Annotated in this window: 15 protein-coding genes; 3 read left to right on the plus strand and 12 right to left on the minus strand. The window is 58.8% G+C overall.

Features of this window, described 5'->3' with window-relative positions; translation table 11 throughout:
- Window positions 1–45: 45 nt before the first annotated feature.
- The 12 genes from ACR0AL_RS11160 to ACR0AL_RS11215 form a co-directional block, all read right to left on the minus strand.
- Window positions 46–309 carry a hypothetical protein gene (locus tag ACR0AL_RS11160; protein WP_170350160.1) on the minus strand — a complete coding sequence of 88 codons (264 nt, stop codon included), beginning with the start codon at window positions 307–309 and terminating at the stop codon, window positions 46–48.
- Window positions 266–1,819: a cytochrome D1 domain-containing protein gene (locus ACR0AL_RS11165; RefSeq protein ID WP_480663050.1), complete on the minus strand. Its 1,554-nt coding sequence runs from the start codon at window positions 1,817–1,819 to the stop codon at window positions 266–268. The genes ACR0AL_RS11160 and ACR0AL_RS11165 overlap by 44 nt, the downstream gene beginning before the upstream one ends.
- The gene (gene nirJ / locus ACR0AL_RS11170) at window positions 1,794–3,008 is read right to left on the minus strand and encodes a heme d1 biosynthesis radical SAM protein NirJ (protein WP_170359403.1); all 1,215 of its coding nucleotides are present in this window, start codon (window positions 3,006–3,008) and stop codon (window positions 1,794–1,796) included. The genes ACR0AL_RS11165 and nirJ overlap by 26 nt, the downstream gene beginning before the upstream one ends.
- Before the next feature lie 3 nt (window positions 3,009–3,011).
- Window positions 3,012–3,494: a siroheme decarboxylase subunit beta gene (gene ahbB, locus ACR0AL_RS11175; RefSeq protein ID WP_170350163.1), complete on the minus strand. Its 483-nt coding sequence runs from the start codon at window positions 3,492–3,494 to the stop codon at window positions 3,012–3,014.
- A complete protein-coding gene (locus ACR0AL_RS11180) occupies window positions 3,491–3,940 on the minus strand; it encodes an Lrp/AsnC family transcriptional regulator (RefSeq protein WP_170350164.1) in 450 nt (149 codons plus the stop codon). Before ACR0AL_RS11180 ends, ahbB (ACR0AL_RS11175) begins: the two co-directional genes overlap by 4 nt.
- The gene (gene ahbB / locus ACR0AL_RS11185) at window positions 3,937–4,926 is read right to left on the minus strand and encodes a siroheme decarboxylase subunit beta (RefSeq protein WP_170350165.1); all 990 of its coding nucleotides are present in this window, start codon (window positions 4,924–4,926) and stop codon (window positions 3,937–3,939) included. Before ahbB (ACR0AL_RS11185) ends, ACR0AL_RS11180 begins: the two co-directional genes overlap by 4 nt.
- Window positions 4,927–4,930: 4 nt before the next feature.
- Window positions 4,931–6,076, minus strand: a complete 1,146-nt coding sequence (locus ACR0AL_RS11190; protein ID WP_480663052.1) for a cytochrome D1 domain-containing protein — start codon at window positions 6,074–6,076, stop codon at window positions 4,931–4,933.
- A complete protein-coding gene (locus ACR0AL_RS11195; protein ID WP_254438747.1) occupies window positions 6,073–6,381 on the minus strand; it encodes a c-type cytochrome in 309 nt (102 codons plus the stop codon). The genes ACR0AL_RS11190 and ACR0AL_RS11195 overlap by 4 nt, the downstream gene beginning before the upstream one ends.
- Before the next feature lie 46 nt (window positions 6,382–6,427).
- On the minus strand, window positions 6,428–7,189 hold the full coding sequence (gene cobA / locus ACR0AL_RS11200; RefSeq protein ID WP_480663054.1) for a uroporphyrinogen-III C-methyltransferase: 762 nt from the start codon (window positions 7,187–7,189) through the stop codon (window positions 6,428–6,430).
- Window positions 7,190–7,378: 189 nt separating this feature from the next.
- Window positions 7,379–7,780, minus strand: a complete 402-nt coding sequence (locus ACR0AL_RS11205) for a cupredoxin domain-containing protein (protein WP_480663056.1) — start codon at window positions 7,778–7,780, stop codon at window positions 7,379–7,381.
- 56 nt (window positions 7,781–7,836) lie between these two features.
- On the minus strand, window positions 7,837–9,621 hold the full coding sequence (locus ACR0AL_RS11210; protein WP_480663058.1) for a NapC/NirT family cytochrome c: 1,785 nt from the start codon (window positions 9,619–9,621) through the stop codon (window positions 7,837–7,839).
- A 123-nt stretch (window positions 9,622–9,744) separates the two neighbouring features.
- A complete protein-coding gene (locus ACR0AL_RS11215) occupies window positions 9,745–11,421 on the minus strand; it encodes a cytochrome D1 domain-containing protein (protein ID WP_480663060.1) in 1,677 nt (558 codons plus the stop codon).
- 238 nt (window positions 11,422–11,659) lie between these two features.
- On the opposite strand from ACR0AL_RS11215, the gene ACR0AL_RS11220 reads away from it, so the two are divergent.
- From ACR0AL_RS11220 to ACR0AL_RS11230, 3 genes are all read left to right on the plus strand, one after another.
- On the plus strand, window positions 11,660–12,841 hold the full coding sequence (locus ACR0AL_RS11220; protein ID WP_480663062.1) for an NnrS family protein: 1,182 nt from the start codon (window positions 11,660–11,662) through the stop codon (window positions 12,839–12,841).
- A gap of 99 nt (window positions 12,842–12,940) precedes the next feature.
- Entirely contained in the window at window positions 12,941–13,390 is a 450-nt protein-coding gene (locus ACR0AL_RS11225) for a c-type cytochrome (RefSeq protein ID WP_170350172.1), read from the plus strand.
- Window positions 13,391–13,406: 16 nt separating this feature from the next.
- Window positions 13,407–14,774, plus strand: a complete 1,368-nt coding sequence (locus ACR0AL_RS11230; protein WP_170350173.1) for a cbb3-type cytochrome c oxidase subunit I — start codon at window positions 13,407–13,409, stop codon at window positions 14,772–14,774.
- Window positions 14,775–14,777: the final 3 nt, after the last annotated feature.

Raw genomic sequence — 14,777 nt, forward strand, 5'->3', positions numbered from 1 at the left:
TCTCAGACGGATACTTGACTTAGGTCAGGTATTCGAAATTTGTGACTAATCGTCGGCTTCATCCATCAACCCGCGCAACCAGCGCCCGGCCAGCCAGGATGCGGGCAAGCCCAGCGGGATCGACCACAGGATTGCGCTTACTGGTGCGATCACGCCAAGCCCCATGCCATTGGCAACCAGACCCGCCAGAAACAGGTTGATGGCCACGGTCAGTGCCGTGGCGGGGTAGAGCAGGATGGCCAGTTTCCAGACCGGCCATTTGCCCTCAGTGGCTGGTACCTTCCGAGAAGGTGATTTTGTTCCAGACATTATATTTCCCCGAAGGTTTGCGCATGGGCAAGCGGCGAACCTCTTCCAGAGTTTGCGCGTCATAGACGATCACGGCACCATCATCTTCCCAGATCGATACCAGTGCATGGCGCCCATCCTTGGTGAACTCGACATGGGCCACGGTTTTACCCGGCGCTGGGCGTAAAGTCTTTACGATTTCAAGGCTTTGCTTATCGATTACGTGCATCGCATCCTTGTTGGGCCCAAAGAACACATCGGCCCAGACGTAATGAGAATTCTCATGACTACGCATGAAGAAACCCGGCCCTTCGGTCTTGATCCGTTTGACCGTTTCCCATGTCTGCATGTCGATCACAGACACGGTGCCGTCGGTCAGGTGCGGCGTGGCCATCACGGTTGTATCGCCGTACCGCCACGTGATGCCTGATCCCAGATGTGGCATACCCGGCAGGTCTAGATCAGCCACTTTCTGACCGATGACCAGATCAATAACCTGCCCGCCCTTGCCGTCGCGCGAGGCACCCATGACGTATTCATAGCTTTGGTCGAAAAAGAAATCGTCCAGATAGTCAGGCGTGGTGATCTTGCGGACCGGGAAGGGATTTGGGTTCTTGAACTGCCCTTCGATACGGAAGTCATGACCCAGTCCGAACTGAGGCGGGTTGTCGCCGTAAAAAACCTCCCAAATCTCGGGAACATCTTTCAGGGCTAGCACAAAGCTTTCGCGTGGCGGGGCCTGATAAACGGCAGAAACGCGGCTGGGATTGCCCTTTTTGCTTTTGATCTCGATGACCTTGGCGACCGAAAGGTCGCTGGTCGACAGCAGGGTCAGGCTGTTGGGCAGGTAATTGGCGACGGCCACCCATTTTCCATCACCTGACATGGCGATGTTGCGGCTGTTCAGCCCCGCGCGCACGCGGCCCACCTGTTTCAGAGCCCAGATATCGTATTTCTGAACCCAACCATCGCGCGACATGATGAAAACATAGCGCCCGTCGGGGCTGAACTTCGGGCCTCCGTGGACGGCGAACGGAGTTTCGAACCGATCCAATACTTCAAACGTATCACCGTCCAACACGCTCACGTGGTGATCGCCGGTTTCGACGGCCAGCGTGATGTTCATCGGGTCGCTGTCCCAGACGGGAGCATCGACCGGGCTGTATTCTGCGTCCAGCGTACGGCTGGCCATGATCTCGGCCTCGCCCCATTCGGGGTTGGTTTCCAGCGGGGATTTCAGCCAACCCGCCAGTTCTTCGATCTGCAAGGCGTCAAGTTCATGCGAAAAGGCGGGCATCTGGGTGGCTGTACGCCCCTCGGCAATCACGGCGGCCACACGCGGGCCGCGCATGCGTTTCAGCGTCTCGGGGATCAGGGCCGGGCCAACACCGCCCAAACGGTTCTCGCCATGGCACGAGGCGCAGTGTTCGGCATAGTCCGACGGGGCGTCGGCCCATGCTGAACCAGCCAGCAGCAGCGAGCAGAGCGTGCCTATTTTCAACGTGTCAAAAGAACTGATGTGCCGGATCATGACGTTTCCCCCGGAACGGCGTGACCTTAAGGCGTTCGCCTGCGTCATCCACGCCGATTTCTTGATTGGAAAGATAGCAGGCCGGATCTTCGGCCCAGGGATCGCCGGTCACCTGCAAAGCCCGGATACGAGTGTTGCCGCCACAGACGTCCTTTAATTGGCAGGCCCCGCAGCGCCCTTTCAGCGGACGTGGTCGGGTGCGCAGCATAGAGAGCATCTGGTCCTCGCTGGCCCACAGCTCTGAGAACGGTTTGGTCTTCACGTTGCCGACCGTGTAGTCGGACCAATACGTATCGGGATGCACGCGCCCCAGATTGTCGATATTGGCCACGCCCAACCCGCTGGAATTCCCGCCCCACGCGGCGAGATGTTCGCGCACATGAGCGGCCTTATCGGCATCGAAATGCGTGCGCACCCAGTTCAGGAAGTACCCCGCATCTGCATCATTATTGCCGGTCACAATGTCCAGCGGGCGCCCGCCGGAGGCGGCCTCCCACGCGCGCTCCAGCAGCAGGTCCAGCCCGTTACGGGTGCGCAGGTGTTCAGCATCTTCGCCCCGGTTCTTGTCGCCACGCCCAGCATAGACCAGATGCGACAGGTAGAACTTGTCGACCCCTTCGTCATCGCACAGTTGCAGCAGGTCGGGCAGGTGATGCTGAGTGCCTTCTGTCAGGCAAAATCGCAGGCCCACTTTGATCCCACGTTTCTTACACTCGCGCACACCGCGCAAAGCGTCGGCAAAGGCGCCTTCAACGCCGCGGAACCAGTCATTTGTGGCCCCGATCCCGTCTAGGGAAATGCCGACATAGTTGAATCCCACATCGGCAATCATATCAGCGGTTTCATCGTAAATCCGCGTGCCGTTGGTCGACAGCGCCAGCATCGGCACCAGATCGCGGGCGCGTTTGGCAATGTCGAAGAAATCAAACCGGTCCAGCGGTTCCCCACCCGAGAGGATCAGGGCCGGGACGCGAAATTGGCCCAGATCCTCAAGGGTTACCATGGCTTGCTCGTGGCTGAGCTCACCGGGGAACGCAACATCCGCCGAGACGGTGTAGCAATGGCGGCATTTCAGATTGCAGCGCCGCGTCAGGTTCCAGATCACCACCGGTTTCACCGGTCCGGGGCGGCGTTTTCGCACCGGGGTCGGGGTGACGAGTTGGTGCATGTATTCGGTCAGGCGGAACATGTTTCAGCCTTTCGCTTTCAGGCGCAGCCCGGTCTTTTTCAGAATGCGCGTGGAATAGAGGATGTCTTTAGCCCGACATGCATCGCCGAGAATGGCGGTGATCTCGGCGCGCTTTTCTTCGACCTCGTCACGGTCTGCGCCGTGAACCATGGCAAACAAATTGTAAGGCCAGTCGGGCAGGGCGCGGGGGCGTTCATAGCAGTGGGTGACAAAGGGCAGCGCGCCGATCTGGGTGCCCAGTTCAGTCACACGGTCGTTTTGCACATCCCACACGGTCATGCCGTTCGAGGTCATGCCCAGTTTGTAGTGATTAGGAGCAGCGGCAATGCGACGGATAACGCCGCGCGATTTCAGTTCGGCCAGGCGGAACAGCAACGCGTCTTCGTCCATGCCAAGACGCTCGGCCACCCGCGCATAGGGCGCGGGCACCAGGGGCAGGCCGCCTTGCAGCGCCTCGATAATCTCTCTGTCTTTTGCGTCGATCATGCCGCTACCCGGAAGCCGATGAAGAATTCCTGCAATTTGGGGAAACGGAGAACCTCGATCCCCGTTTCCCGTTCGATCGCATCAGCGGTGGCCTCGATCCCCTCGGGCGTTTCGGTGGCCAGTACGAACCACATGTTCAGCCGGTGCGTACGTTCATAATTATGGGCAACCTCCGCGTGCGCATTGACTTTGGTCAGGACGGTTTCGAAATTTTCGACCGGCACCGCCATGGCGCACAGACAGAACGCACCCCCCATGGCGGCCGCGTCGAAAAACGGACCGAAGCGGGTGATGATGCGTTCCTCTTTCATGCGGCTGAGGCGGTGCAGCAATTCGCTTTCCGGAATGCCAAGTTCGGTGGCAATCGCGGCATGGGGATGAGGGATCAACGGCAGGTCGTCCTGCATTCGGTTCAGGATTGCACGGTCGGTTTCGTCCAGTCTCATGCGGCGGCCTCTTTTGGTTGGATCAATGCGCCGGTCTGTTTAAAACAGCGGGTCGAAAACAAAACTTTGTGGCGCGCACCGGCCAGTTCCGGCAGGGCAACGGCGCCGGACAGAACTTCTTGCGCCTCGCTGCGCGAGCGGGCGTGAATCATGGAATACAGGCGGTAAGGCCAGACGTCCTCGACCGGGTTACGTTCATAGCACAGGGTCACGCCGGGATGTGCGGCCAGCGCCGGGCCGGCGGTGTCGATCTGACTGGCGGGCATGTCCCAAACCACCATCGCATTGGCCGACCAACCCAGCGCCCGGTGACGTACGATGACACCGAGGCGCGAGATGATGCCGGCATCGTGCAGCGCCTTGATCCGCGCCAGAACCTCGGGCGTGGATCGGTTCATTGATCGGGCCAGCGCGGTATAGGGTTCCGCGACCAGTTCTAGGCCGGAACTGAGCGCCTGTAGCAGAGCACGGTCGCCGTCCCGCATGGCCGAGCGATCCACCTTGCGGGGGCCGGGCACATTGCGGGAATTGCCCGACATTCGAAAACCAAGATCGACATTGAATGGGCGTACCAGCCGCAGGTCCAGTACCCGCAGCCCGGTACGTCGGGCGATCCGGGCAAGGGTATCGTTCACATGCACCCGGTCCGGCCCGGTGGCAACGAACCACAGGTTCCACGTATCCTCGCGCTGGTAATTGTGGTTCACTCCGGGTTCTGAGTCGATCAGGGCGGCGATTTCTTCCAACTGTTCCTCGGGGGCAGCAACGGCGGCCAGGGTGCTGGCCGATACTGCCCCCGGTGCAATCGTCGCACCCACCCGCGTGATCCGACCGGTTGCGCGCATCCGGGTCAGGCGATCGATGACCTCGGCCTCGTCCAGACCCAACGCTGCGCCAAGTACCTCAAACGGATGGTCGGTTATGGGAAAATCGCGCTGAAACTCGTCCAGCAAGCGACAGTCGATCGGGTCAGTGATGTGATCCATCGTCTCAAAGCCCCGTTCTGTGCGCACGTGCGGTGAAGAAGATGCCTGATGGGCTGTCCGCTTCAATCTCGCGTAGCTTTTCAAAGGTTTGCGTGTCATAGACCATGACTTTGTTGGCATCGCGCACGCTGATCCAGACCTCGTGCCCACGCGGGGTGAATTCCATATGCAACACCGCCGGACCGGGTTTAAATTCGTGGATGATGTCCTTGGTGACGCTGTCGATCACTTGAATCGTATCGTTCAGCGGATGGGCGAAATTCACCCAAACCTGCCGTCCGTCGGGCCGGGCCATGGCAAAGACCGGCTGACCGTGGGTCTGTGTGCGTCCGGTTTCGGTCAACGTGTCGGCATCGATCCAAAGAACCTCGTGATGGCCCACGGCGGGTAGAACGAATTCGCGGCCTGTCAGCGCCCAACCTTCCAGGTGGGGCATCTTGTAGACAGGCATTTCTTCCTGCCCGCGCCCGTAATCCGGTAGCACGCGGATCGGTTCCGGGGCCTCGGCCCAGAGATCCAGCGCGGTCAGCCCGTCCTCGCCGAACAGGCCAGTGATATAGGTGCGGCCATTGGCGGTGATCAGCGCGTCATAGGGGTTTTTGCCCATATCGGGGATCTTGGTGATCTCGGGCGTGCCTGTTGCGAAATCGGCAATCCAGGTTTCGCCAGAGTCCCACATGGTGAAGACGAACCTGCGGCCCGGCGCGTCGACCAGACCGATTGTTTTGCTACCCGTGGGGATATCTGCGATCAACTCAAGCGTATTGGCATCGAACACGCGGACGCCGCCAGGTTCATAGTTCGACACGGCGACTAGCTGTCCGTCGTCTGAAATTGCGCCACCAATTGCGTTACCGGCCTGTACGACGCGGTTCACGATCTGTCGGGTGACGATATCGACTTTGGTCAGCCCGCCATCGCGCCCGAACACATAAGCAAAGCGTTCGTCGGGCGAATAGACCAGCGAGGCATGGGACAGATCGCCCAGCCCTTCGATCCGCGCCAGCGCGGCCCGGTCGGATTGATCTACCAACAGGACCGAACCCTTGGCGCGTTCGATCACAAGACCAAGATCACCAGTGGCGGTTGGTTCAGCATGCGCCGAGGTCATCATCAGGGTGGCGGCAAGGCCAAGAATAAGCTGTTTCATTGTGCCTCCTGTTGCAGCAGGTAACGGGCGATCCATTCGGCCTCTTCCTCGGTAATAAGGGGGCGCCAGGGGGGCATTGCCGTGTCGGGAATTCCGTCGAGAATGACGCCGGTCAGCACGTCCGGATCATAGTGTTGCAGCGTTTGGGACCGAAGATCGGGACCAAGGCCACCCTTCAGCGACAGCCCATGGCACGACCCGCAATCCTGATGGACAAGCCGTTTCAAGGCGTCGGGGTTCAAGGTGTCGGCGGCAAATGCCGAGGTGGCGATCACAACCGCGCCGGCCAGCAGAACCGAAGTCAACGGTTGGCTGCTCTGCCTGCCAGGCGCAACAGTCCGGTGACCTAGCCTAGCCATGCGCTTGTTCCATCAATTCGGCCACCGAACGTTCGGCATACAGCGAAACCACCTGTCCGATGATGAACAAAGTGGGTGCCTCAAGTGCAGCGCTGCGCACGTCGGTGGCCAGCCTGTCCAACCGGGACACGATACGGCGTTCGGCCCGTGTGGTGGCTTTGCTGACAGCCAGAACGGGGGTCGATCCGGGCAGGTTCTCGGTCATCAGCCCCATGGCGATTTGGCCAATGTTGGCTACGCCCATGTAGACCACCAACGTCGAGTCGGGATCGGCCAACCGCTTCCAATCCAGGTCCAGCACCTTGTCTTCCTGCCGGTGGCCAGTGACATATTGGACCGAGGTTGCCAGCCCGCGATGGGTCAGCGGCACGCCGGTCGAACAGGATGCCCCCTGCGCGGCCGTGATGCCGGGTGCGTACTCGACCGTGACGCCTTGGGCCACAAGATACGCCGCTTCTTCCGAGCCACGGCCAAAGATCATCGGGTCGCCGCCTTTCAGCCGTGCAACGGTGTGACCGGCGCGGGCCTCTTCCAACAGAATCTCATTGATGCGATCTTGCGGTACGGTATGGCATTTGGGGGCCTTGCCGACCGGAATCAGCCGCGCCTTTTCGGCATGCAGGGCAAGAATGTCGTCCGAAACCAGCCGGTCATAGACGACCACGTCGGCCTCTTGCAGCATGCGCAAGGCACGCAGGGTCATGAGTTCGGGGTCGCCGGGGCCGGCGCCAATCAGAAAAACCTTACCGCTCATGTGCAAACTCGCTTGGTCTGAATGTCTTCCGAGCCCGGGGTTTGCCTGCGAAAATGGACGTTGCTGGGCGAACCGGGCGTGTCATGAGAACAGGTTGGCGGATTCTGCGCGTGGCTTCCTTGACTAAAGTTAAGGAGCGCGGGATTTGCGCCCGCGCTCCTTTGACTTGCCTGTATTTTTTGCCTCGGCTCAGGGTTCTACGGTGATCATTCCGATCATGTTCTGCGTTTCCCAATGCGGCCCGCACAGGTATTCCTGCGGGCCTGGAGTAAGGAATGTCAGATCAACGGATTCCTCGGGGAACAAACGGTCGCTTTCGGGTTCGCTGCCGTCTTTCAGCAGCACACTGTGACTGGTGCGTTTGTCCACGTTCATCCAGCGCACTGTCGTTCCTGCTTTCACGGTCAACTGACCGGGGCAGAAATTGTATTTGTACATCAGCACCACTTCGGCGTCTTCGACGGCTGACGAAGGTTGCCCGAACAAGTCGACATAGCGTTGCTCAGCCTCGGCGCAAATCTCGGCGGTTTCATCCGCCAAGACGGGTGGGGCGAGAAGTAGAAGTGCAGGAAGAAGGCAGTAGGGTTTCATGATCCATCTCTCCTTTCCAAAAAAGGGCGGGGGCCGGGTTTTCCGGCCCCTATCCGTTATTGTTTGACCACGTTAATGTTGGCGCTGTCGTCGTCCAGCGCCAAGCTGGTGTTCAGCGTAACGTGGTGGAACCGCGCGGCGGCAAAGTCATCATGAATGGCAAAGCCCACCGTATAGGTCTGACCCGGTTCCAGCGGCACGTCGCCGGGCGCACCCGAGTTCAGTGGCCGCGAGAAGACGACGGTCCACACGCCACCGGACAGATTGGCCGAGGCGGCAATTTCCCCGTCATTGACCACGCGCTGTTCCAACAGATAACCGTTGGAGGCGCTGCCATCGGCATAGACACGCATCAGGTCCAGATAAGTGCCATCGTCCAGGTATTGCTGGATCTGCGCTTCGGCCTCCAGCTTGTCCCAGCCACCCAATGCCTTGCCGCGGCGACCTTTGACTTCGACCTCGGTCCGGCTTTCGCTGATGTATTTGGTCACTGTGTCCTGAGTGCTCAGGCGGCCTGCGATATCCCCATTGGCGGCAATCGCGTCAGCGCCCGGATCAAATGGCATATAGCTGTTGTCTGCGTGGCACGAGGCCCAGCAGCCTACCTGATCGCCCAACTCGATCCCGGTACCGGTGATCATCATTGCGACCTTGATCTGGTTGTCGGGGTCCATCTTGCCGCCATCGACGAAGGGGGCAGGGTTATGGCCTGCATCCGGCCATTGCATGCGGATATAAAGGTTCTCGTCATCATGCGCGGCCTGCACGGTCGCATCGATCACACCACGTTTGCCGGGGATCGGGGTTGGTTCCAGATCACCGCCTGCAACGATCTTGTTGCCGATCGTATCCAGTTCTTTGGCGTGACAGGTCGAGCACTGATCGCCGCCCTTGGTCAGGGGACGGGCCCCGCCGTGGAACTTGCCGTTCTGCACCCACTCAAACGAGGCTTGACCGGGGTAGAACAGTTTCAGATCGGCGCTTGCAACGGCATTCCAGTCGACGGTGCTGCCAACATCACTGCCGCCGCCTGCCGGTGCTGCGGCTTCTTCGCCATTTGCCTTGGCGCGTTCTTCGGCGACGGCTGCGTCTACGGCGGCCGCGATCTGTGCCTGAACGGCCTCTTGCTGGGCGGCTTTGGCTGCTTTTTCAGCCTCGGCTTCGGCAGCTTCCTTGGCTTCGATCTTCGCAAGGCTGGTCAGGTATTCCTGCGGGATTTCACGAATGAAGGCCGGGTTGGGTGCCTCAAGCTTTTCCAGATAGTCCTCATCGGCCCGATCACGGGCGTCCGAGTGGGCAATCCCCTTATGGCAGTCGATACAGGTCTGGCCGATCTCCATCGCATTCAGGTGCTGCTGACGTGCGCGTGGTTTCTGGAACTCGGGCATCATCGATTCAAAATCGTGGCAGTTGCGGCATTCACGTGAGTCCGTGGATTTCATCCGCTCCCATTCATTCATCGCCAGATGTACGCGCTTGGCTTCAAACTTTTCACGGGTGTTGATGGTGCCGACCAGCTTGCCATACAGCTCTTTGGACGCCTTGATCTTGCGGATCATCTTGTGGGTCCAATCCTTGGGAACGTGGCAGTCGGAACAGACCGCGCCCACGCCAGACCGGTTCACGTCGTGGATCGTGCCGGTGTATTCCTCATAGACGAAATCACGCATCTCGTGGCACGAGACACAGAATTCCTTTGTGTTGGTGGCTTCCATGGCGGTGTTGAACCCGCCCCAAAAGACGATGCCCGCGACAAAGGCCACGGCTATTCCGGCCACGGGCATTCCCCACAGGAAATACCGGCGCCAAATTGGTTTCTTTTTTTCCGGTTCGGAAGTCATATCCGGGCTCCGTTTGGCTTTCTTATCTGGCCTTGGGTGGCAGGCCGGTGGATTTGGCTGTTTGGTCAAACGAGGAAAGGGCGGGCGAGGGGCCCGCCCTTTCCGGTTTTGGTTGCGAACTCGTCAGGTGACGTGGTTCGAACGGTTGTAGACATTGAACTTGCCGGTCGGAGCATAAAGCCCTTCGATGCGGCCGATTTCTTCCAGCGTCTTGGCGTCGAAGATCACGATCTGACCGTTAGGTTCTTTCGAGTCCGACAGGTTCCACTTGGAAACCCAGACCTCGGTACCATCCGCGTTGAATTCGAAGTGAACAGCGGCGCTGCCTTCGTCTTCGGTGATCTGGATGGTTTTCACGATCTCGCCGGTCTCTTTCGAGATGACCTGCACCGATTGCTGAACTTCAGGTTCCGGGTGCTTGGTCTGGTCAGCCCAGATGTAGTCCGAATTCGGGTGAGTACGGACAAACAGGCCGGGGCCGTCGGTTTCCACTTCGTAGCAGATCTTCCAGGCATCATCCGGGCGGTTTTCGGGATCGTTACCCCAGACGGTTACGGTACCCACACCAAGGTGTGTCGTACCAGCAACCGGGCCGCAATTTGGGTCGACCCAGTTGGCACCCGGGCCGGGGTGCGGCAACGCGGCTGTGTCGATCATCGCTTCCAGCTTGTGGGTTTCGGTATCGACAACCACCATCTTGTTCGACGCGTTCGCGGCGATCTGGAAGTATCGGCCTGTCGGGTCAAAGAACCCGTCATGCAAGAACTTGGCGCTGTCGATCTTGTCGATCCGCAGGTTGTCCAGATCGGTATAATCGACCTGCCACAACTGCCCCAATTCCTTCACGGCAACGATCCAGGTGGGTTCGTTCGGAGTTGTGTAGATTGCGGCCACACGGGCCTCTTCCACGTAATCCCCGTCCACGTTCACACCGCGGGTTGATACGACCTTGACCGGTTCCATGGTCTGGGCGTCGACGATTGCGAAATGCGGCGGCCAATAGCCCCCACCGATGACGTATTTGCCGTCACCAGAAACGGCAACGTCGCGGGCGTCATAGGCAATCTTGACCTCGGAAACCAACATCTTGTCTGGCGTCTGCCAGAGGTCGATCTTAGTCATCTTGCCGTCACGGCCCATGGTGTACCAGAAACGCCCGGGCTGTTCTGGCTCTTCCAGTGCGTGGTGTTCAGATGCTTTCAGAACGTGAACGGCATAGCCGGTCGGGATGTGTGTCAGAACCTCTTTCGTGTCGCCGTCGATCACGGCCACCTTGCCCACATCGCGTTCGATGACAACAAAGAAGTTTTCCCAATTACGGCCATGCAGCGGCTCGGTTGGATAATCGCCTTCTTCGACATAGACCTTACGGGTCGCCATCATCTGTTCAAGTGACATTTCAGGCGGCTTTGGCGGCTCCATCATGATGTAGGTCGCCATGTCCTTTATTTCCTGCTCGGTCATGATGTCCGAGAAGTTGTTCATCCCGCCTTCGGTACCCCAGGCGATGATCTTTTCAAGCCGTTCCTGACCTAGTTTTAGGGTGCCGGATTCGGTTACGGTGCCATCGTCGTTTTTGGTTTTGACCATCGGTTCAAGACTTTTACCGGTGGCACCTTTACGTAGAACGCCGTGACAGCCTGCGCATTGCTCGAAATAAAGTTGTTTGGAGGATTCAAAGGCTTCCTCGCTAAGGGTTGGCTCTTCGGCGAAGGTTGGCGCAGCGACGCTGCCCAGCAGCATCGCCAAACCGACCCCAAAGGCGCGGCCAGTTTTGTTGTAGCTGATTCCAAGTGACATGATCACTCTCCATTTGCGTGGTGAGGCAGGTCCAAGGGTGAGACATCGCGCCCGACGGCTCCTTGACGAAAGTCAACGCCAGGGGCCCATTTCAAGGGTTCGGCAGGAAAAAATGGCGAAAAAAAACCGTCATAAAATCTGTGTTTTAGAGGCATGTTTTTCGTGAGGATTGATTTTTGTTAAGTCCGTTGCGCGGGTTGGCTGCTAGGGCTGAAAAAAACGGTTGAGGAGAGCAGCCATGCCCACAATCATCGCCCGCATTCTTGGTGAAGGATTTCGTGTTTTCTTTCTGTCTGCCGGTCTCTACGGCCTGTTTGTCGGCGTGGTCTGGGGGCTGTGGCTGACAGTGCCTTACATGGCGCCGGATTACGGTATGACGCCGCCGATGTGGCACGCGCATGAGATGATTTTCGGCTATGCGACGGCCGCGCTGGGCGGGTTCTTTCTGACCGCAGTACCGAACTGGACCGGCGCCCCCGAGGCGCGGGCGCACTTTATCACTCTGGCTGCCGGGCTGTGGTTGGCCGGTCGGATGGCCATGTGGTTTTCAGGTGTATTGCCGCCAGTTCTGGTTGCGGTGGTCGACCTGGCCTTTGTGCCGGTTCTGGGGGCCAAAATAGCTACGCAGCTGATCCGCCGTCCCAAGCCGCAGAACATGATTTTCCTGCTGTTGCTGAGCTTGATCTGGGTCGCGGACATGATGACACATCTGCAATGGATTGGGGTCACTGAAGGCACTCTGCAAACTGGGCTGCGCGCGGGATTGTTGGCGTTGTGTGCGATGATCGCCATTTTGGGTGGTCGGATTACTCCGGCCTTTACCCGCAATGCCATGAAACGCGCTGGGGTCCCAGAGGCGGACTGGCCGGTTTCGGTCGCCTTGTTCGACAAGGCAGGCATGGTTCTGGCCCTGATCTTGCCGCTGGGTGTTCTGGTGCTCGGTGCAGGGCCGTTGGCCGGGGTTTTGGCGCTTGCCCTTGGGGTGGTTCAGATACTGCGCATGGCCAATTGGCGCAGCCGCTGGGCCGCCCGGCAGCCAATTCTGCTGGCGCTGCATTTGGGTCTAGGCATGTTGGCGATGGGGTTGATCTTGTGGGGGCTGGCAGTGCTGGGTCTGGGCAATGAAATCGCCGCCCTGCACGTATTGGGCATAGGGTGTGTGGGCGGTATGACCCTGGCAGTCATGAGCCGCGCCGCGCTGGGTCACAGCGGCCGTGCAATAATCGCGCCCGCCCCGATGGTCGTAGCCTATGGTCTGATGGCGGTTGCTGCCCTGTCACGCTGGATCGGGGCCGAGCTGAACGCAGGCTATATGGTGGCGATGCTGTTGTCGGACGGCCTGTGGGTCTGTGCCTTTGCGCTTTACCTGATCGCCATGTGGCCTGCGCTGACGGGTCCTCGTACGGGCCGGGAGGGATGATTTTCATTTACTTCCGCCAGCCTTGACTTTCGTTAAGGCCCTCCTACGGCCCAGCCGCCATTCTGGCTAGACAAGCTAAACTGCGCAAAGGAGAGCGCAATGCGAGAAGTCATGACCAAGAGCATGGCTCGCAACATATTCTATGGCGGGTCCCTGTTCTTTATCCTAATATTTCTGGCCCTGTCGGCCCATTCCCACTGGTACATCGTGAATTCCGAGAATTCGGCAAAACTCGATGAAAGTGTGGTTCGGGGCAAGCACGTCTGGGAAAAACACGCGTGCATCAACTGTCACACGATCTTGGGTGAAGGGGCCTATTTCGCCCCCGAAGTCGGCAACGTGATGACACGTTGGGGTGTGCTGGACGACCCGGAATCAGCCTTTGAGTCCCTCAAGGGCTGGATGGAGGCACAACCGACCGGCATTCCCGGTCGTCGGCAGATGCCCAATTTCAACCTCAGCGACGAAGAAATTCGCGACCTGACCAACTTCCTGATCTGGACGGACAATATCGACGCTCAGGACTGGCCGCCCAACGAGGCTGGCTGAGAAAGGGAACGGAGCAATGAAATACGAATCCCAAAAAATCGCCTACGCCTACTTTGCGGTGGCCATGGCCCTGTTCGTGATACAGGTTCTGGGTGGCCTTCTGGCTGGCCTGATCTATGTATCACCAAATTTCCTGAGCGAGCTTTTGCCGTTCAACATCGTGCGGATGCTGCACACCAATGCGCTGATCGTCTGGCTGATCCTGGGCTTCTTCGGCGCGGCCTACTTCCTGATCCCGGAAGAGGCTGAACGTGAAATCCATTCACCCAAGCTGGCCTATCTACAACTGATCATTCTGGTTGTGGGGACGTTGGGTGTGGTGCTGACCTATACCTTCAACCTGTTCGAAGGAAACTGGCTGCTGGGCAAAGAGGGGCGCGAGTTCCTTGAGCAACCCAAATGGGTCAAGGCCGGCATTGTCGTGGCCGCGCTGATCTTCCTTTACAACGTGTCGATGACCGTTCTGAAGGGCAAAAAGACCGCGATCACCAACATCCTCTTGTTGGGTTTGTGGGGTCTGGCGCTGTTGTTCCTGTTTGCCTTCTACAACCCCGGCAACCTGGCCTTGGACAAGCAATACTGGTGGTATGTTGTTCACTTGTGGGTCGAAGGTGTGTGGGAACTGATCATGGCCTCGATCCTGGCCTACCTGATGCTGAAGTTGACCGGTGTTGACCGCGAGGTGGTTGAGAAATGGCTGTATGTCATCGTCGCTGCAGCGCTGTTCTCGGGCATCCTTGGGACAGGTCACCACTACTACTGGATCGGTACACCAGCGTATTGGCAGTGGATCGGTTCGATCTTCTCGAGCCTTGAGGTGATCCCGTTCTTTGCGATGATGGCCTTTGCCTTCGTCATGGTCTGGAAGGGCCGCCGGGACCACCCCAACAAGGCCGCGTTGCTGTGGTCGCTGGGCTGTGCCACGCTGGCCTTCTTTGGTGCCGGTGTCTGGGGTTTCCTGCATACGCTGCACGGGGTGAACTATTACACCCACGGCACGCAGATTACCGCGGCCCACGGTCACCTGGCCTTTTACGGCGCCTATGTCTGCCTCAACCTGGCGATCTTCACTTATGCCATGCCGATCCTAAAAAACCGTGATCCGTATAATCAGGTGCTGAACATGGGTTCGTTCTGGCTGATGACCAGCGGTATGGTCTTCATGACCTTCGTGCTGACCTTCGGCGGAACCGTGCAGACGCACATGCAACGTGTGATCGGTGACTACTTCATGGACGTGCAGGATCAGATCGCGATCTTCTACTGGATGCGCTTTGGGTCTGGTGTAGTCGTGGTCCTTGGTGCGCTGCTGTTCGTCTACTCGATCTGGGTGCCCCGGAAAGAGGTCATCGAACCCGGCGCGGCCGAAACCCCTGCGGAGTAATGC

Source organism: Ruegeria sp. BB1 (genome assembly GCF_056539465.1).